This window comes from Edaphobacter sp. 12200R-103 (assembly GCF_010093025.1).
Lineage (GTDB): Bacteria > Acidobacteriota > Terriglobia > Terriglobales > Acidobacteriaceae > Edaphobacter.
The window spans coordinates 2,267,150-2,286,129 of sequence record NZ_CP048114.1; the positions used below are offsets into that span (position 1 = coordinate 2,267,150).

An 18,980-nucleotide genomic window follows, 5' to 3' on the forward strand; every position below is an offset into this window, starting at 1 on the left:
TTGCTCTATTTATTGATGAACGTGCCTGAATCTCATCCTTCCAACGGCTTCATTTCCTCGGGCAACGCCGCTGCAATCCTCGCCCGCACCGCCCGAAGCAGATCCTCGCGGTTCTCAAAGTCCTTCGGCTCGATCACCGGTAGCATCTGCACCCGGGCCACTCCCGGCAGAATCGCTGCGCTTCCCTTGCGCATCATCCGTTCCGTCCCTGAGATCGCCACCGGCACAACCGGGGCCATCGTCTCCATTGCGAGGAAGAAAGGGCCCTTCTTGAAGAAGGACAGTCTGCCATCCTTCGACCGCGTTCCCTCGGGAAACACCAGAATGCTAAGACCACTCCGCAACGCATCGGTCGCGGCAGCCACGCTTGCCTGAGCCGCGTCGCGTTTGCCTCCGCGCTCCACCGGAATAAATTTACCCATCCTCATCGCGTATCCAAGGATTGGGATACTCATCAACTCTTTCTTCAGAAACACTGCAATTTGCCCGGGCAGGATCGGCAATACCACTGGAGGGTCGAGGTTCGAGACGTGATTGCACATGAAGATGCAGGGCCGTCCCTTAGGAATGTTCTCAAACCCCATTGCCTCAATCCGGACACCGGCTGCTCTCACCCCGGCGTTTGCGATCCACATCGCGATGGGATACAACCGGCGAACGTTCCCCACCAAAAGCGAATAGGGGATACCGAAGACCCCCGCCGGAACCCCGAGGGCCAGATATACAAAGAGCAGCTTTAAGGATGCGAACATTCCCCGTCAGAATATCGCAACCATGAGCAGGGATCCTGTCAGCGGAGATCCTCGCCCACCAATATCATTGGCCTTTAACTCTATCAATCTTCAACCACATGGACAGAACCACCTCTGCAATGGGAGACACATCCTTGCTTCTCAGGCTGGGACTCTGCCTGCTTCCAGGACAGAGTGAAGAGTGACCTCTTCGAGGAAGCTGACTTGCATTCGGATGGTAACCACCTGACCGAGATCGATGGCATTGGTGATGTTACGCCTGCAGGTACAGAGATCAGTAAGCGTCATATGCGAGGAGCGGGTCAATTCCAGTCCCGCGGCAACGATTGAACCGTAGAGCTCCAGGATGGAGCGGAGTTGTACCTCCAGACGCAGCTCAACCAGGCTGGCATTGAGGGTCTTCCTGTCGAGCACCCAGCCGCCACAGTCCGCCAGAGCGACAAGAAGCCCTGGCAGCACGTCCGCCCGATCGTCGTAGCTGAACCCCTGGATATCGAGCGATGCCATGCGTCCCCCCCCGTTTCTGACCTCCCCGTCGTGGCGGGTCATACACCTTCATCGGAGTCAGAGGGTTGTAGCGTGATGCCGGCCGAGGTACGGTGGTCATATGACGAGCGGGGTGACAGGATGATCGTTGGAATCGGCACCGACATGATCGAGATCAGCCGGATCGAGCAGAGTATCGAGCAGTTCGGTGATCGTTTTCTGGATCGCGTCTTCACTCCGGGGGAGATCTCCTACTGCCGGCAAAAGAAGAAGCACTCCGCCGAAAGCTTCGCCGCGCGCTTCGCTGCTAAAGAGGCCGCAGCCAAGGCCCTGGGGACGGGGATCAGCCGGGGGGTTTCCTGGAAAGAGATCGAGGTTCAGAGGCAGCCGGGAGGCCCTCCGACCCTGCATCTGACCGGGAGGGCGAGGGAGATCGCGGAACAACTAGGGATCGCAAGCCTGTCGCTCAGCCTCACTCACAGCCGCGACATGGCATTGGCAGTCGCAATCGCCGAGAAATAGGTCTATTTATCAAACACTTAGCGGAGAAAATCTGGCAGACGAAAGAGATCCCTCGACAGAACGGATCGCCCGGACAGCCATTGGCGCAGCGGCTGGAAGAAGGCCTCACACACTGGATTTCGCCGGGAAATCTCATTGACGCCCGGCTGAGGCTCCGCTATTCTAAAAGCTCGCGCAGTCTCGCGTTTCCGCGTCTGTGATGACTTGGCAGGCAGGAAAGTGCGGTACGTCGTGGTGGATCCACCTGGGGCGGAATGAACCAGTTTGCCCCCAAAGCACCCACACTTCAGGCCCAGGAACCAGGCTCTGTGCGCAGTTCAGGCATTTGATCTTTCGTGCCCTGCAGGTGCAGGTCTTCCGGTAGATCGAATCCTGGATCGAGGTTCGGTTCCATCATCACGATTTGCTTCATCGCAGTTGCAACACCCATTCGTTCCACGATTCTTCCGCAGCACGCCGAACAAGGAAGACGGCAGAGGTAAGGAGTACTAAAGACGATGTCCACCAGGATTCCGAGCGCAAAAGAGATTCAGCGCAAATGGTTTGTCCTCGATGCCAGCGGTAAGACGCTTGGCCGTCTCGCCACCCAGGCAGCCAACGTGCTGTCGGGCAAGCTTAACCCGCTGTACACGCCCTATATCGATACCGGCGACCACCTCGTCATTATCAACGCCGACAAGGTCGTACTGACCGGTCTGAAGGCAGACCAGAAGCTGTATCGCCGCTATACCGGCTTCCCCGGTGGCCTTCGCGAAGAGTCGTTTATCGACCTGATGAAGCGCCGTCCCGAAGCCGTGGTGGAGCAGGCAGTGAAGGGAATGCTTCCCAAGTCGAAGCTAGGCCGCCAGATGGCAACCAAGCTCAAGGTTTACAAGGGCGACAAGCATCCGCACCAGGCGCAGAAGCCGGAGCCCCTTGAGGCGACCGCCTAGTTCGCAATCGCTCCATGATTGCTTTTGAAGTTTGGTTAAGGGCACGGCTTCAGTCGTGCAGGAAGAGTTCGAATCACAAAAGGGGCTTTCGCCCCTGAGGTTCAAGAGGGATTCAGAGGATATATGGCAGATCTCGTCCAATACTATGGCACCGGCCGCCGCAAGAGCTCGATCGCGCGCGTCTTCCTGCGCCCGGGCAGCGGAAATTTCACCGTCAACAAGAAGGACGTTGACACCTACTTCGTAACAGCGCAGCAGCGCGCCGCCGCCAAGCGTTCGCTCGGCATCGAAAACATTGGCGAAACCTTTGACGTCATCACCACCGTTCGCGGTGGCGGCGTGATGGGTCAGGCGGATGCCGTCAAGCTCGGCATCGCCCGCGCCCTGATGCAGTTTAACCCTGAGCTCCGCAAGGCGCTCAAGGGCGAGGGCCTTGTAACCCGTGATTCGCGCGCCAAAGAGCGCAAGAAGTACGGACAGAAGGGTGCTCGCGCACGCTTCCAGTTCTCGAAGCGATAAAAGGCCCCCCCAGCAAAGCCTTTTGCTGGTGCTTTTCTGCTTTGAGGATTTCAGCTTTGGCAGGAGCCTGATCTACCGGATCGGGCTCCTGCTCGCAACACCCGCAGAAGAAAGACGGTCTGCGGCAAGGAGTCCAATCTCCCCTACGGGGGATAAATACAGGTCCCGGATGTTCATACTCCGTATGGGCCTCAACCAAGGAGATTCAATTTGGCTACCATTACGATGAAAGAGCTGCTCGAGGCTGGCGTTCACTTCGGGCATCAGACCAAGCGCTGGAACCCGAAGATGAAGGAGTATATCTTCGGCGAGCGTAACGGAATCTACATTATCGACCTGCAGAAGACGCTGAAGATGTTCAAGGACGCGTCGAAGTTCGTAACCGATCTGACCGCACAGGGCAAGCTGATCCTTTTCGTGGGCACCAAGCGCCAGGCTCAGGATGCCGTAGCCGAAGAGGCCAACCGCGCCGGAATGCCATACATCAATTCGCGCTGGCTCGGCGGTCTGCTAACCAATTGGGTTACGGTGCAGAAGTCGGTCAAGCGCCTGCAGGAACTCGACGATATGTCGACGGACGGGCGCTATGAGCTGCTGACTAAGAAGGAGGTCATCAAGCTCGAGCGTGAGCGGAAACACCTGTCGACCAATCTCGCCGGCATCAAGAACATGAAGCGGCTTCCCGATGCGCTGTTCATCATCGACTCCAACAACGAGGCGATCGCCGTCTCCGAGGCCCGCAAACTGGGCATTCCGGTCGTCGCCGTTGTCGATACGAACTGCGATCCCACGGTGGTCGATTACGTCATCCCCGGCAACGACGACGCTCTGCGCGCCATCCGCCTCTTCACCACCAAGATCGCTGACTCGGCCTACGAAGGTACCCAGATGATCTCTGAGCGCGCCTTCTCTGAGGAAGTTGCCGATGTACAGCAAGCCGAGGTCGCTCCCGAGTTTGTCGGTGAGGAAGGCGAACTGAACGAAGTTCAAGCCTCCATCTCCGCGGCCGACTCCGATGAGGACGAGAACGTTGATCTGGCTGCTGTTCTCGGCGGTAACATTCGCAAGGCGCCCGCTGCTGCCTCAGCCGATGAGCCTGATACGGCTATCGCCGAGACCGGAGCCTAAGCCCCCAGGCACCGCGTTCGCAGTGCTGTAACCGCCATCTGGCATCATCAGGGGGCGCGGGTTCATAAGCCCGCGCCCCTTTTGTTTGAAATCAAGCTGTATACCAGGAAGGGAAGGATCAATGTCTGAGACTGCCGTAAAGATCGATGCAAAACTCGTCAAGGAACTCCGTGAAAAGTCCGGCGCGCCGATGGGCGATTGCCTGAAGGCGCTCCAGGAGTCCAAGGGCGATATGGAAGAGGCCTTCGTCGTGCTGCGCAAGCGCGGCATGGCTTCGGCCGCCAAAAAGGCTTCGCGTACCACGAATGAAGGCTCGGTAGGAACCTATATCCACGCCGGCGGCAAAATCGGCGTTCTGGTTGAGCTGAACTGCGAGTCCGACTTCGTGGCCCGCACGCCCGACTTCCAGGAGCTTCTGCGCGACATCGCGATGCACATCGCCGCTGCCGATCCCCGCTACGTCCGCCGCGAGGACGTCACCCCCGAGGACATCGAGCGTGAGAAGGAGATCTATCGCGCCCAGGCTGCTGCCTCCGGCAAGCCTGCCAACATCATTGAGAAAATGCTCGAAGGAAAGATGAGCAAGTTCTACGAAGAGGTCTGCCTCGTCGACCAGCCGTTCATCAAGGACCAGGCCCAGACGATCGCCCAGATTATCTCGGCTCGCGTCGCTAAGCTGGGCGAGAACATCTCTGTCCGGCGCTTCGCCCGCTTCAAGGTTGGCGACCCCAACTGGACGGTGGCCACGACCGCTGTCGCTGCTGCTACGGAAGAGGCGTCAGCGTAGCGCTCTCCTCCAAACAACTGTGTGAAGACTGAAGGGTCCAGGCTTATGCCTGGACCCTTTGCTCGTTGAATCGCTGGCGGCAAGTATTTCCGCAATGCCGTAGTCGCTTCGACTATGCAAAATAAATCATCTCGACAGAGGCACTTACGTTTGTGTATACCATGCAACGGCTTTACCTTCGCCGTCTTCTTGACGGCCTGATCATTATGCCTTGGGCAGGAAAGTGTGCTGAACAATGGGCCACGCACTCCGAACGAAAGCGATTCTCCAATATCCATTCTCTGCAGGAGCTTTCTGGGCGTCTGCAGAACGATCTCATACGGAAGACCGCATTGATGCGGGTATGCGTGAGTGCCCGGCATGCAAGCAGTACTTCTGCAGAAAGCACTGGTCCTTCCTGCACGGATCTTGCCGATCCTGCAAAGAAGAGCGTCCACGCATTCTTGGCGGAGCAATCACTGCAATGCTGCTTGCTCTGGCGCCACACGGGCGCCACCACGACGAAGCATGTTTGATGTGTGTCGAATGCCGCAGATGAGCCTTGCCCCATAGCCTCGATCGGCGAAAGAGTATAGCGAGTCTGGGCAGTCGGCAGGGTATGAGCTAAAAGCTTCATCTCCTCCATCGGACAGCCCGCGATTAAGAGCAAGGCAAGCGGCTAAAGCAAGGACTAACGGAGAACGTAAGGTTCCTTCAACTCCGGTACTGGGGCGGTGGGCTTTGGCTCAGGGAGCGCAACAGCGCCCTTCAATCCTGTTCCAGTCACGTGATACGTGCTGAGAAGCGGCTCCTCATAGCCAGTCACATCGATATTTTTCAATACAACGCGATTCATATTTGCCAACTCAATTCCCTTTTTGCAGGTTCCCGTCACGTTGGTCAGCGAGAACCCGTCGAGCGGTTTGTGTGGGTGGATGGATACTGCATCGACGAGCATGGGCATGTCTTTCACCCTGATGTTGGAGAAGTGGAAGTTGCGTATGGTGGGGATCCCCTCGTCTCCCTGCACGGGAGCCTTATCCTGCAGGCCGCTGTTCAGGATATTGATGCGGAGAAATCCTGCCTGCGCGCCTTCGACCTCCAGGTCGTTCATGTAGATGTCTTCGATGAATGCTCCGCGGCCGGGGCGGCTCTTGATATAGATGGCGAAGGTGCGTGCGCTCAGGCATCTGCAATGATCGACGCGAACATTGCGGATTCCCGCGGAAGTTTCGCTTCCAATTCCGATGCAGGCCCAGTGCAGATCCCGAAAAGTACAGTTGGAGATCTTCACGTCTTCGGTCGGAACTCCGATAGTATTGCCCTCCATGCCTCGGCCGGATTTGAGCGAGATGCAGTCGTCGCCTGTGGCAAAGTCGCAGCCCTCGATCACGACACGCCGGCAGGAATCAACGTCGATGCCGTCGGCATTTCCCTTTACCGTCATGTTCCTGAAAGTAATGTTTTCGCAGTACACCGGATGGATAGACCACATATCGTTCTGGGCGGTGTAACAGTCTTCGACACGAATATTTTTACAGTTGGTGAACTCCAGCAGCGCTGGATTACGGACTCCTGTCTGGCGGTTGTAGCGCCCCTTGATGGCGGCGTTGCCGATGATCTTGCCCTTACCAACGATCGCAATATTGGTGGCATCGACTGCAGAGATATATCCGTTGTAGCCCTTGATCCAATGCCCTTCCCAACGCACCTGGGTCAATGGATAGTCTGCAAGGTCGGGGGATCCAAGCAGGCTGGCCTGTTCATCAAGCCGAAGGGTTGTATTGGACCGGAGGACAAGGGCGGCTGTCAGATAGTCGCCTGCGGGAACAAATACCTCTCCTCCACCCAGCACATTGCAGCGATCGAGAGCCTGTTGAACGGCGAGTGTGTCTTTCGTCTTACCGTCCCCAATGGCGCCGAAGTCCTTGACGTTGAGATGAACAGACGTATGCGAGACCGGCGTTCCATTCGCAACTCGTCTGCCCTGCTTCACCGTGGTCTGGGCCTGGAGGCCGGAGCCTGAGACAGATGCAAGTAGAGATGCTGCTCCAAGGCTCTTTCCGGCATGCTTCAAAAACGTACGGCGTTCCCAGATGGGGAGATTCATTCCTCTTCACCTCCATGTTTTGTGCTGATTTGTTAAACCGGTCTCTGAGAGCTGGTTTCGTGAGTTTGCGCAACTACAGGGAATCAAGCGACATAATTGGCCATACCAAAAATTCAACAGACACACTCAATTGAGATCTCCGGCAGAGTGCTTTCTGGCGCCGAAGAGATCCTATGAGTGCGAAACATTGAGTGTCAACGCTGGAAATACTAGTTTTAGCAGAAGAGGACCTTGTCTGCACCGGTTCGTGGACCGAGGCAGATTACTGGCAATATGGTTGGACCAAAACCGATAATAAGGGGCGAGCGCCTGCAAACTAACCAGACCGCGGGCCAGGACATGGAAGACGCTGGAACCCACACCAAACATGCCGCCAAGGATGCTGGCCATGCCACGAAGAAAGACACGGGCACGGCCGTCGATAAAGCCAGGGGGGCGGAACGGTCGCCGTCGATAAGACCAAAGAGACCTCAGTCAAGGCCTACGATCGGACCAAGGAAGGCACCCAGAAGGTCATGGGCTCTGACGATCAGACCAAAACGAAGGCCAAGGACCGGGCACACGAAAAGCAGATGGAGAGCAAGGACAATACCAAGTGGACAAAAGAGAGGGTAGAGGATGCCTATCCGCAGTAAGACTCGTCTCATGGCTTAATTCAAGCGAGAAACGGTCGGCGTTGTTCTGTGCAAATGAGCATCTTGCGGCTGCAGAGGCGGGTAGGAGCCGACATATTTATTGAGCAATAGCGCTGGTGACTTCCGTTTCCAGGCTGCGTACACGCTCTTTTTTCAGGATCCATCGTCGCGCAGGAATCTCCAACAGATAGTAGCTGGCGACACTCAGGCCGATCGTGCCTGCCAGAAAGACGGCGAACATCGGCAAGCCATAACGTTCGATAGATCCGCGCAGGATCGAGTGGATTGGATAATGAATGAGATAGAGCGCATAACTCGCCTCTCCCAGAACAACGAGCCACGAAGCCGAAAAGGCTCTATTGATGAATAGATTTCCACTTGCAAACGCGAGAATCGCCAGCCCATATAACGGTGCAAGGATACCGTGCAGCAGAAGCGTCTCGGATGGGATCAGGCGGAACACGGGTACTGCAAAAACTCCGATCACAGAGGTGAGGAGAAGCCAGGGAGCCCAGGCCTCCAGCCGATTTGCCCAGACTGCATCCTGAGAGATCCACGTGTATATCCTGGCGAGAAGAATTCCTAGTAGAAACAGGAAGAGGTAAGGAAAAGGATTGAATGCCTGCTCATCGGCGTCGCCAAATTTCACCATGAGCGTGACCAGGTAAATCCCTCCGAAGTAAAAGACCGCCGACATGGGCAGCACCAGCCAGCCGCGCATGCGCCATAGCGCAATGCCAATAAACGGAAACGTTATATAAAAAAAGACCTCGGCCGACAGAGACCAGCCTGGAGGATTGAGTCCTCGCATATTGACCCACGCCTGAACAAGTGTGGCTGTCGCCAGGAAGCCGAGAATGACCTGCCTGATGCTTGCATGCAGGATATGGAACTGGGTGTAAAGCATATGCGGCGTATCCAGTAACATGGCTGCCAGGTAGAGGGGATAGATACGAGCAAATCGAGCAACCAGGAAACGGCGTTTATTAATGGACCCTCGATCTTTGAGGTAAACAACCGCCAGAATGAAGCCTGAAAGCATGAAGAAGAAACTGACGCTGATATGTCCCATCTCAAGAATCCGCCGCAATGCTCCATTGCAGTTCCTGAGAGCAGGAACGCCAAGGGCTGAGTGATAGAGCACGACATACAGTGCCGCAAAAAAACGGGCAGAAGTCAGCGGAAGAATCTTAGGTTTGGCTGGGGAGTTCGCCATAATAGTTGCGGAATCCGGTTTATTGAGCGGTCAGGGAGAAAGTTCCGATTCAGTGGCTTCCAATAAAATCGGCCGGAAGCGATTCCTCTATTTTATCTGCGAACGCGGAAGTCAGTGCGAGGCTTATGTGACAGCCAAGGAGATCGCATCTGCTGTCATGATATGAGAATGATTCGCGTCGGGGTGTGAAATCTTTGCATCTGCATTCCGGGGCCGGTACCTGAGCAGACATGCGATACTAGAACCTGACATGTATAAAAGAGTCCTCCTCAAGCTCTCAGGAGAAGCTCTGGCAGCCGGCCGGGGCTTCGGAATCGATGCCGTTTTTATCCACAAAGTAGCCGAAGAGATTGCATCCGTACATGCGCTCGGCTGTCAGGTGGGAATCGTCGTCGGAGGAGGTAACTTTTTTCGAGGCGTCGCCCAGCAGGCGATCGATATGGATCGGGTCGCCGCAGACCACATGGGAATGCTTTCCACGGTGATTAATGCCATCGCCCTGCAGGATGCCATTGAGAAGCGTGGAATCTTCTGCCGGGTCATGAGCGCCATCGAGATGCACCAAGTGACTGAACCCTACATCCGGCGGCGGGCTATCCGGCACTTTGAAAAGGGACGCATTGTCGTCTTTGCTGCCGGTACCGGAAATCCCTTCTTTTCCACCGATACCGCCGCCGCCCTGCGAGCGATGGAGGTCAAGGCTGACATTCTGTTGAAGGCTACCTCAGTGGACGGCATCTACACCGCGGACCCCAAGAAAGACCCGGATGCGACGCGGTTTGAACAGATTACCTATAACGATATTCTTCGGCTCAACCTCGGCGTGATGGACACTACGGCTGTATCTCTATGCCGGGACAATAATATGCCGATGAAGGTCTTCAGCATGCGCGAGCAGGGCAACATCGTTCGCGTAGCCTCAGGGGAGAAGATCGGCTCGCTGGTTACAGCCTGAGAACGCCTTCCAGCGTTTCGGCATCCAAAGCCTCGAAGGCGCTCTTCGATACAGGGATTTGAAACTTGGCCTCCACTGCAACCACACCGCTGGTAACCCCGGCACGGAAACCTCCCCTTCCCGCTCTTACAGGAATCCGGACCCTTCTGGCATTCAACATCGTTCTGTTCCACTTCACACCGCCCTATCTGGGGCCGATTCGGCCATTTGTGGAACATGGATTTGTCTTCGTCAATGTCTTCTTCCTGATCTCGGGCTTCATCCTCTCGTACAACTACTTCGATCGAGGTGTGAACCTGAACAAGCGGGATTTCTGGATGGCGCGATTTGCCCGCCTCTATCCCGTCTATCTGCTCGTCCTGCTGATGTCGATCCCAATGCTTGAGTTGGAGTGGCAGGCGCGGTCCGTTACGGAGTTCTGGCAGGGAGTTGTGATGACCCCCCTCCTGCTCCAGGGATGGAGCCCTTCGCTGGCAACGTTCTGGAATACCGTTGCATGGACGCTGTCATGCGAGGTAGCGTTTTACGCGCTCTTTCCGTGGCTGATCCGGCTTCCCTGGCCAAAGAAGCCCTCGCGTTTGATCTTGACAATCTTTATCCTGTGGGTCATCGATCTCATTCCGGCAGCGCTGTATCTTTGGTTGAATCCCGATCACCTCTCAGCGCCGGTGGATCGCTACACTTCGACGACGATCATCCGCTTTCTGAAGTACACGCCCCTGCCCTATGCTCCTACGTTCCTGTCGGGCATTGCGCTATCGCGGCTGCAATGGACCCTGAAGATCAGCGAGCGGCAGCGCATGTCGATTGCAGCGGCTGCACTGGGGCTGCTGGGACTCTTCTTCTTCACGATCTCGGACAGGGTGCCCTACCTGGTTCTGCACTGCGGGCTTCTACTGCCGTTCTTCTCTGCCATGGTCTTTGGGCTTAGCGGGCGCCATGCGATCTCCCGTATCTTTGCCTGGGGTCCGCTGCTGCTAGTGGGCGAGAGCAGCTACGTTCTCTACCTTCTGCACTTTAACGCCTACATCCTGATGCACAAGTATCACCTGATAGAGCGACTTCATCTGACAACGCTTGACCCTTGGATCTCCTACGCTGCCCTGATCGCGATGTCAGTGCTGGTATACAAGTTCTTTGAGAACCCGGTGCGCCGGGCCATCCTCAATCGCTTTCCTCCAGCATCGCGCAGGGCTGCAACCTCTTGATTAAGAGCCGCAACATCCCTTCCAGTACCGCATGTTTACCCTTGAACCACTTTTGAGGTGTCATCCAGACCGGAGCGCGAATGGGACCCCGCATTCGCCAAGACGGCCACGCTGCCTCAAGCAGCGCAGATCATCCCAGCCGGCACCCGAATGTGGGACTTTCTCCACTCCACAGGACGAGAAAACTGTCCCGCTCCGGTCGAAAATGACATGCTTTTGAGATATTTCCAAGACACAACGAGATATGTCTCGAATCCAAGAGGAGTGAGTTTGATGACACCCCCCTGGGAAATAGCCCTAAAAAGAAAGAGGCTCCGACGAAGCGGAGCCGTTTCTTTTGAGTGACTGGATTGGCCTATGGGTTGACCACCTGCGTCGCGTGCGATCCATTTGCCACGGCGACGACGCAGGTAGGTGTTCCAGCTGCCGGGAAAGGCGTGTTCTGGACATCCTGCAACGAGCCGTTGTGAGAATCGAGCTTGAGACCGGTGGTGGTGTTATCCAGGTTGTTGGAGCTGTACATATAGATACCCAGCGCGGGCTCGATCGAGAGGCAGCTTGGGCCGGTGCCGACCTTGGTGGAGGAGGACCCGACGGAGCCGCTGGGAGCGCCCGTCGGCTGGTCGATGGCATAGGCGCTCACTGAATTGTCGTTATAGTTGGCGACGAACAGGTACTTTCCGCGAGGATCGACCGTGACGGCCACTGGAAGCAGGCCAGTGGCAAAGGGCGAGTTCTGCATCGGCTGCAGTAGACCGCCGGAGATGACGATGTTTCCGTAGAGCTGGTTGGTGGCGCGATCGGTCACATAAAGGAAGCGCGAGGCAGGATCAACCGCGATGGAGCTCGGGTTGGTTCCCGCGCCATAACCTGTAGCGACCGTCTTTCCGTCGTTCCCGGTCGAGACGCTGGTCTTGCCGATGGGCGTAAGCGCTCCGTTGGCGGTATTGGCCGAGAAGGCAAGAATCCAGCCGACCGCAGAGCTGGAAGCGGTCGCCGGCTCAGCATCGACGATGTAAACGTAGTTGTTGAAGTTCGTATAAGTGACGCCAACTGGGTTGTTGCCCAAGGGCTGAATGGTTGGTGTTCCAAGCGAGTAGTCCGAGCTGACCGGGAAGATATCCACGCCTCCGGGCCCTGGATTGGTGTCGGAGTATCCCTGCTGGTATTTGAAGGTGACGTACAGGAACTTACCCGAGGGGTCGATCGCCATCGATGTAGGAGTCGCCCCGGTGGGGTAAGTGTTCTTCGCAGTCAGCTTACCCGTGTCAGTCTCTACCGCAAACTGCTGAATCGTAGAATCGCCCTGGTTGAGGACGTATACGAACAGACTGTTGGGAGAAGCGATAATCTTGACGGGATTATTGCCGGCTGCGACCGGCGATCCGGCGATCGGCACAAGTGCGCCGGAGCGGTAGTCGACGCCATACTCATTGATGCCTGCATTTGCGGCGGTGGCGTACACGTAGGCCACCGTATAGTCGCGGGTGCAGGCAGTCAGGCCGAGCGCGCCGGTCAGCATCACTGCTGAAGCGAGCCGTCCAATCATGCTGGCCCTTGCTGAGGGGGCCTTTGCCTTCTCTCCAGGCATCGACTCAAAGATCTTTCCTGTCAAGCTCATCCTTTTCCTTCATCCGGCGGATCATCCCGCCTTGCATCCATTTTAACTTCACGCCTTCTGCTATCTGCTACCGCCCGGGAACAATAGGGACCGTGACCAGGCAGGAAGGCAAAGCGTTCGCGCTGAAGGGCGTCCTCTGCACCTGGAAGAGACGGCCCGTGGAGGCATCCATCTGGTTTCCAGAGACATTGCTGCTCAGCGAATTTGAGGTATAGAGGTAAATCCCGTGCGTGGGATCGCCGGAACTGGGAGCACCGATCATTCCCAGGCAGGTGGGTCCGGTGCCCACCTGAACGCTGGAGGAGACCGTGGAACGAACAGGCTCACCGTTCGCTCCGAAGGTATATCCGTCGACAGCACCCGCTCCGGTCGCAGCGACAAAAAGATATTTTCCGCTGGCGTCGATGATCATTCCTGCCGGTGCGGAATCGGTTGTGGCAGAGGCTATCAGGCTGGGGATGCCGTTCGCGCCAATGGTATAGCCCATCACATCGTTCAGCACCTGATCGGTGACGTACAGATGACTTCCCGATGCGTCAGCGATGATGCCCGAAGGAGTGTTTCCGGAGGGGAATCCCGTGGAGACTACGTTGCCGGGGTTGATCGTCACTCCGGGAAGGGGTGTGAGCGCGCCCGTGTTGGGATCCTGCGAGAAGCCAAAGAGATTATTGCCGGTCGCAGAGTCCTGGGCGACCACGTAGACAAAGTGATTGGGATTGGTCGCAGAGATCTTTACAGGATTGCGTCCCAGAGCGAATGTCGAGGGCGTGCCCAGCGTTCCATCCGAGCCGATGGGGAAGATAGTGACGCCGCCGGGACCGGGATTGGCAGGAGTATAGAGCTGCTGCTGCGTGCCGTCGGGAAGGATCGTGTTCTGGTAGGTGTACGTCACGTACAGAAACTTGCCGGCGGCATCGATGGAGGCGTCGGTGGCGAAGCTTCCCAGGATGTTGTAGGTCTTCTGCGGGTAAAGCTTGCCGTCGGTACCGACGAGGAAGTGAACGACGTTCGAGTCATCGCGGTGGACGATGTAGATGCTGAGATGATCCGGTGAAGCGACGATAGTGACGGGATTTTTGCCGCCTGAGGGCAAAGGAGAGTTCGCGAGCTGGGTCAGGTAGCCCTGCTGATAGTCAACCTTGTATCCGTTGACCAGCCCGGAGGTTCCCGACGCCGTGGTCACGTAGACATAGCCGACTGTATAGTCGCGGCCACACGCCGTCAGGCCCAGCCCCATCGCCAAGGACACTATCGAGGCTAATGCTCCGCGGCCCATCTTCTTCAACGTCATGCGCTTCCCTTACTCCAGATACGAACCGGCCCGCCTGTACAGAGGAACCGGAAATCTCATCTGCCTTCCTCTCTGACGAGAAGAAGGCAGACGGGTCTTGTGACCGACGGTTACGTCGGCTAATTGACGGACGGGCTGAGCGCCATACATGTTGGCTGACCCACCGTGGGAAATGTTGAGTTTCTCGGCAACTCTCGAAGCTCACCGGAATTGGAGTCGAGCCGCTTACCGCTAATAGTCCCAGCAATATTGTTGGAAGTGTAGGCCCACTGGTTGGTCGGATCTTCCACCATGCACACCGGCCCAGCATCAATAGGATACGGGTTACCAGCCGATGGGCTTCCGCCCGTTCCCAGGAACTGCAGCTTGCCGGTCGTGGGATCGATGGTAAATGCCGAAATTGAGCTCGCCTTGTTGTTGGGATCGAGCGAAGAACGATTCAGGACATACAGCGTCTTGCCCTTGTTGTCGACCATCGAGTAGACCGGGTTCGAGGTCAGGGGAAGATTGTTGACGGGACCGCCGGTAAGGGTGTTGAGCGAGCAGGCCGCAGAGCCTGTTCCTACCGTATATGGAAGCACTCTTCCGCCGGGGCTGTCCGGAGTCGGATTAGCATCGGTCAGGTAGACGTAGGTTCCGTTAGCAGTGATCGAGGTCAGCTGGCCGGCTCCCGTTGCAATGGTCGAGTTCGCCGTCAGGGTCAGCTGGCCGTTGGCTCCCACGGCATAGGGAAAGATGGTCTGATCGCCGGTGTCCATCGTGAAGAGGCAGCTTCCGGAGGTGCGCATCATTGTCGGTGCAGGACCTACAGGGAAGAAGGTCAGCTGGGTCTGATTGCTGTCCTTGATCTGCTGATTGGGAACCAGCTGTAGGCGGCCTGTATTGTTGTCAATCACGAATACGGTGATGGCGCCGAGATGGTTTGGATTCGGGTACTCGGGCGTATCGGGATATTCGGAATCCAGAACGTAGAGGTAGCTTCCAGTGGTGTCCACGGTCGCCCATACCGGCGTATTGCCGCGGCTGGTGTAGCTCTGCTGGAAGGTAAGGGTGCCGTCACCGCCAACGCTGAAGAGCGCGATGTTACCCGGTGTCGCCGGAGTCGTTCCAGAGGCCGCGACGCCTTTGTTGACGACATAGACATACCGTCCGCCGGGCTTCACCGCAATGGAGATGGGATTGGTACCGTTCGAACTGAAAGGAGAGCCGACTACCTGTGTCAGATTGCCGGAGTAGTGATCGACCTTGAATCCCGCGATCTGGTTGTACTGTGTGCCAAGCACCCAGAGATAAGCCACCGTGCCGCTACCGCACGCTGTTATACCCAGACCTAATGCAACGGATGCTACCAAGGCCAATGAAACACGGCCAATCCTGCTCAACCTCATGCGTTTCCTTAATCCTCGCCGGCGCCGACTGCATTGTGAGGCCGCCGGTTGCGAGCAAATCTTTAGGGATAAATTCCTCTGCACATTGTAGAAGGTGCGGCGACTTTGTGCCACTTCCGTGGAATCGGAAATTGCGCAAAACGCCGAACTTCTCCTCTCGCGAAGACGCCCGCCCCTCTACTGGCCTACCAGACCCGACAGGCATTGGCCGGCCTCATAGGCTGGCCCACCTTGCACCCGAACGCCTTACCGAACTCCTCGAAGTTTTGAACAGAGCCATTGATGCGCCAGCGGCCGGACGAGTGCGGATCGGTCTTGGCCCGCAGCCGCGCCGCCTGCTCGGTGACGTTTTCGCACCATACCTGGCCAAAGCCGAGGAAGAAACGCTGCGCCGGGGTGTAGTTGTCTTTTTTCGCCGTCGTGGATGCATTCTCTTCCGCAAGCGTGCTCATCAGCGCCTGGTAGGCGATGCGCAGCCCCCCGTTGTCGGCGGTGTTTTCGCCCAGCGTAAGCTTGCCGTTCAGGTTCTGTCCGGGGGCCACCTCGAAGCCGTTGTATTCCTTCACCTCGCAGTCGGTGCGCTCATCAAACTTCTTTCGATCTTCATCGGTCCACCAGCTTCGTACATTGCCCGTGGCGTCGTACTGACTGCCTTCATCGTCGAAGCCGTGGGTCATTTCGTGGCCAATGACGACCCCAATGCCGCCGAAGTTGACCGCCGGATCGGCCTTGAAGTCGTAGAAGGGCGGCTGCAGAATGCCCGCGGGGAAGTTAATGTCGTTCTGGGGAGGGTTATAGTAGGCGTTCACTGTGGGCGGAGTCATAATCCACTCCTTCTCGTCCACAGGCTTGCCGATCTTTGCGAGATCGCGTCGGTCATTGAACGCGGCAACCTGCTGCGCGTTTCCAACCGGATTGTTGCGATCGATCTTTACCGAGGAGTAGTCGCGCCACTTCTCCGGATAACCGATCTTGTCGTGAAACGCATCGAGCTTCTTTTTTGCCTCCGCTTTTGTAGCATCGCTCATCCAGTCCAGGTGCTGGATGTCCTGATCGAGCGAGACCTCAAGCGCCTTGACCAGCTTTTCCATACTGTCCTTGGCTGCGGGCGGAAAGTTCTTTGCAACCCAGTCCTGGCCGACGGCCTCTCCAAGAGCGCGGTCGGTCGCCTGGGTGCAGCGCTTCCATCGCGGCGCCAACTCCTTCTGGCCTGCAAGAGTAGCGGCAAAGAAGCGGAAGTTCTCCTGCACAAATGCATCGCTCAGGTTGGGGGCGTAGCGGTGGATGGTATGCCACTGCAGATAGCTCCTAAGGGCCTCTATCGAGGCGGAGTCGATCTGCTGGTTCATCGCCTTGAAGAAATCAGGCGCCACGACATTGAGCGTCTTCAGACCTCCCTGCTTCTTCGCGTTGAGATAAACCTTCCAGTCGAAGTCAGGCGTTAAAGACTGGATCTCAGAAATCGTCATCACGTGGTAGACATTCTTCGGATTGCGGCGGTCGACGCGGGACATCGAGCCTTCGGCCAGCGCGGTCTCAATCGCAAGAACGTTCTTCGCCTCCTGAGCGGCCTGCTCCGGTGTGTCACCGACGAGCGTAAACATCTTCGCGACGTGGTCGGTGTACTCCGAACGAAGTTTTTTCGAACGGTCATCCTGGTTCAGGTAATAGTCGCGATCGGGTAGTCCAAGACCAGCCTGGTCCAACTCACCAATCTGCTGGGTGGAATCCTTCTGGTCCTGATCGGAGCCGAAGGTGAAGAAGTATCCGACGGCGTACTTGTCTTCCATGCTTCCGAACAGGGTCGCAAGCTTTTTGCGGTCGTTCCACTGGGCGATGGTCTGGAGAATAGGCTGAATGGGCTTCGCCCCGAGCTTGTCGGCGAGATCCGAGTTCATGCAGGCGGCAAAGAAGTCGCCGTACTTCTTCTGAAGAGGCGTCTTCGGCGCATCGGCTGCTGCCTTCAGATCGGTGTAGAGCAGGTAATTGTTGTATTCGGCCAGCTCGTTGAAGCGGCCCCAGCGGGTCTGATCAGCGGGAATGGGATTGTTCTTCCGCCAGTTGCCGCAGGCGTACTGGTAAAAGTCGACGCAGGGGTCGGCAGTAGTATCGATGGCGGAGAGATCGAAGATCTGCGGCTTCTTCGGGGCGCTCTTCGGGCCGGAGACATCCTCGGCGATGGCAGAGGAGAGGCAAAGCAGAGCTGCCATGGCGGAAAAAAGAAGTCTGGAGCGAGTAAAGGTCATGGCTCTCCTTGAAAAAGGGTGAACAAGTGCTGTTTGATAACCAAACACTACTCCGGCGAGGAAAGCAAAGAAAAGCCCGCTCCGTCAAAGAGCGGACTGATTTCAGCAGAGCGTTCTCAGAAGATCTTGAGGTGAATGGTCAGGTACTTCTTGGGATTCTGACGAACCGCTGTGACCAGATCGGAGCTGTTGGTCAGCAGATTGTTCATGTTCGTGTGCAGCGTGTCTTCTGTCGCCAGCTTGCCCAGAGTTCCGCGGCCCTGATTGATACCGCTGACAAGCTGGTTAACCTGAGTCACTGTGTCATTCAGCTGCTTGCGGAAGTTCGGGTCCTTGACCAGGAGACCAAGGCCGCCCTTGCCTGCATCAGCCTCAGCCATCAGCGAGTTCGCATGCTTCAGGGTGGAGTTCAGGTTATCGTACAGGCTCGGGTCCTTCAGCAGCTTACCGGCGCTTCCCTTGCCTGCGTCCAGGTCGTTCGTAATGTCCTGGAGCTTCGCCGTCGTCTCATTCAGCCGATTGTAGAGAGAGTCATCGCTGATGAGCTTGCCAATCGTCCCCTTGCCTTTGTTCAGGTTCACGGTCAGCTTATGGAGCTCATCCACCGTTCCGTTCAGCTTGTTATAGAGATCCGGATTATTGATGAGCTGCCCGATCGAGCCCTTGCCGGTCTGGAGGTTATCGACGATGGTGTTCATCTTTGCCAGGATGACGTTCAGGCTCTCGATGGTTCCCTGACTCGCCTTGACGACGTCGGTCAGGCTAGGGGTTTCCAGTGTCTTCAGCTCGTCGCCGTCGCGCAGCGGAGGGCCTACCGCAAACTGACTGTTGATATCGACGACCGTATCGCCCAGGACGCCGATGGTCGTCAGGGAGGCTTTGGAATCTTTCCTCAGCTCGTCGGCGTATTTCTCGTTGAGCTTCATCACCACTTTGACCGGGGTTAGCTTCCTGTCCGGGGTCGCGACGACGGTCACGGTCTTTACCGTACCGATAGTCACGCCCTGAAGATTGACGGCGGCTCCTGCCTTGAGGCCGGCAGAGTTTTCAAAGTATGTGGTGATGGTCAGTTTGTGGGAGAAGATTCCCAGACCGGCGGAGCTGGTCATCAGGAACAGCAGGGTCACCAGGACTACCGAAGCCACCAGGACGATAAGGCCGACCTTCAGCTGTGACCATCTCACCTCCTGTTGACTCGGCATAGC

At 56.8% G+C, this 18,980-nt stretch carries 17 protein-coding genes; 7 read left to right on the plus strand and 10 right to left on the minus strand.

The window, feature by feature from the left end; genetic code table 11:
• Positions 1 to 32: 32 nt before the first annotated feature.
• Both GWR55_RS09395 and GWR55_RS09400 read right to left on the minus strand, forming a co-directional pair.
• Positions 33 to 752: a 1-acyl-sn-glycerol-3-phosphate acyltransferase gene (locus tag GWR55_RS09395; RefSeq protein ID WP_162402036.1), complete on the minus strand. Its 720-nt coding sequence runs from the start codon at positions 750 to 752 to the stop codon at positions 33 to 35.
• 141 nt (positions 753 to 893) lie between these two features.
• On the minus strand, positions 894 to 1,259 hold the full coding sequence (locus GWR55_RS09400; RefSeq protein WP_162402037.1) for a hypothetical protein: 366 nt from the start codon (positions 1,257 to 1,259) through the stop codon (positions 894 to 896).
• 120 nt (positions 1,260 to 1,379) lie between these two features.
• Here GWR55_RS09400 and acpS point away from each other — a divergent pair, with 120 nt between their 5' ends.
• The gene (gene acpS, locus GWR55_RS09405; RefSeq protein ID WP_162402038.1) at positions 1,380 to 1,760 is read left to right on the plus strand and encodes a holo-ACP synthase; all 381 of its coding nucleotides are present in this window, start codon (positions 1,380 to 1,382) and stop codon (positions 1,758 to 1,760) included.
• Positions 1,761 to 2,046: 286 nt separating this feature from the next.
• Here the strand turns inward: acpS and GWR55_RS09410 are convergent, their stop codons facing one another.
• Entirely contained in the window at positions 2,047 to 2,190 is a 144-nt protein-coding gene (locus GWR55_RS09410) for a hypothetical protein (RefSeq protein ID WP_162402039.1), read from the minus strand.
• A 67-nt stretch (positions 2,191 to 2,257) separates the two neighbouring features.
• Between GWR55_RS09410 and rplM the strand changes: the two genes are divergently transcribed.
• The 4 genes from rplM to tsf all read left to right on the plus strand — a co-directional run bounded on the left by rplM (position 2,258) and on the right by tsf (position 5,126).
• Positions 2,258 to 2,692: a 50S ribosomal protein L13 gene (rplM, locus tag GWR55_RS09415; protein WP_162402040.1), complete on the plus strand. Its 435-nt coding sequence runs from the start codon at positions 2,258 to 2,260 to the stop codon at positions 2,690 to 2,692.
• 123 nt (positions 2,693 to 2,815) lie between these two features.
• Complete coding sequence (gene rpsI / locus GWR55_RS09420) at positions 2,816 to 3,211, plus strand: 30S ribosomal protein S9 (protein ID WP_162402041.1); 396 nt, start codon at positions 2,816 to 2,818, stop codon at positions 3,209 to 3,211.
• A gap of 210 nt (positions 3,212 to 3,421) precedes the next feature.
• Entirely contained in the window at positions 3,422 to 4,339 is a 918-nt protein-coding gene (rpsB, locus tag GWR55_RS09425) for a 30S ribosomal protein S2 (protein WP_162402042.1), read from the plus strand.
• Between the two features lie 121 nt (positions 4,340 to 4,460).
• On the plus strand, positions 4,461 to 5,126 hold the full coding sequence (tsf, locus tag GWR55_RS09430; RefSeq protein WP_162402043.1) for a translation elongation factor Ts: 666 nt from the start codon (positions 4,461 to 4,463) through the stop codon (positions 5,124 to 5,126).
• Positions 5,127 to 5,796: 670 nt separating this feature from the next.
• Here tsf and GWR55_RS09435 read toward each other — a convergent pair.
• Both GWR55_RS09435 and GWR55_RS09440 read right to left on the minus strand, forming a co-directional pair.
• Positions 5,797 to 7,215, minus strand: a complete 1,419-nt coding sequence (locus GWR55_RS09435; protein ID WP_162402044.1) for a glycoside hydrolase family 28 protein — start codon at positions 7,213 to 7,215, stop codon at positions 5,797 to 5,799.
• A 732-nt stretch (positions 7,216 to 7,947) separates the two neighbouring features.
• The gene (locus tag GWR55_RS09440) at positions 7,948 to 9,066 is read right to left on the minus strand and encodes an acyltransferase (protein WP_162402045.1); all 1,119 of its coding nucleotides are present in this window, start codon (positions 9,064 to 9,066) and stop codon (positions 7,948 to 7,950) included.
• Positions 9,067 to 9,316: 250 nt separating this feature from the next.
• On the opposite strand from GWR55_RS09440, the gene pyrH reads away from it, so the two are divergent.
• Both pyrH and GWR55_RS09450 read left to right on the plus strand, forming a co-directional pair.
• A complete protein-coding gene (gene pyrH, locus GWR55_RS09445) occupies positions 9,317 to 10,021 on the plus strand; it encodes a UMP kinase (RefSeq protein ID WP_162402046.1) in 705 nt (234 codons plus the stop codon).
• A 65-nt stretch (positions 10,022 to 10,086) separates the two neighbouring features.
• Positions 10,087 to 11,229 (plus strand): acyltransferase, encoded by a 1,143-nt coding sequence (locus GWR55_RS09450; protein ID WP_162402047.1) that lies wholly within the window; start codon positions 10,087 to 10,089, stop codon positions 11,227 to 11,229.
• A gap of 355 nt (positions 11,230 to 11,584) precedes the next feature.
• Here GWR55_RS09450 and GWR55_RS09455 read toward each other — a convergent pair whose 3' ends face one another.
• The 5 genes from GWR55_RS09455 to GWR55_RS09475 all read right to left on the minus strand — a co-directional run bounded on the left by GWR55_RS09455 (position 11,585) and on the right by GWR55_RS09475 (position 18,977).
• Positions 11,585 to 12,850 carry a beta-propeller fold lactonase family protein gene (locus GWR55_RS09455; RefSeq protein ID WP_238398307.1) on the minus strand — a complete coding sequence of 422 codons (1,266 nt, stop codon included), beginning with the start codon at positions 12,848 to 12,850 and terminating at the stop codon, positions 11,585 to 11,587.
• A gap of 67 nt (positions 12,851 to 12,917) precedes the next feature.
• Positions 12,918 to 14,141 (minus strand): beta-propeller fold lactonase family protein, encoded by a 1,224-nt coding sequence (locus GWR55_RS09460; RefSeq protein WP_162402048.1) that lies wholly within the window; start codon positions 14,139 to 14,141, stop codon positions 12,918 to 12,920.
• A gap of 119 nt (positions 14,142 to 14,260) precedes the next feature.
• The gene (locus tag GWR55_RS09465) at positions 14,261 to 15,529 is read right to left on the minus strand and encodes a beta-propeller fold lactonase family protein (protein ID WP_162402049.1); all 1,269 of its coding nucleotides are present in this window, start codon (positions 15,527 to 15,529) and stop codon (positions 14,261 to 14,263) included.
• A 185-nt stretch (positions 15,530 to 15,714) separates the two neighbouring features.
• Positions 15,715 to 17,775 (minus strand): M13 family metallopeptidase, encoded by a 2,061-nt coding sequence (locus tag GWR55_RS09470; RefSeq protein ID WP_162402050.1) that lies wholly within the window; start codon positions 17,773 to 17,775, stop codon positions 15,715 to 15,717.
• A 116-nt stretch (positions 17,776 to 17,891) separates the two neighbouring features.
• Positions 17,892 to 18,977: an MlaD family protein gene (locus tag GWR55_RS09475; RefSeq protein ID WP_162402051.1), complete on the minus strand. Its 1,086-nt coding sequence runs from the start codon at positions 18,975 to 18,977 to the stop codon at positions 17,892 to 17,894.
• Positions 18,978 to 18,980 lie beyond the last annotated feature (3 nt).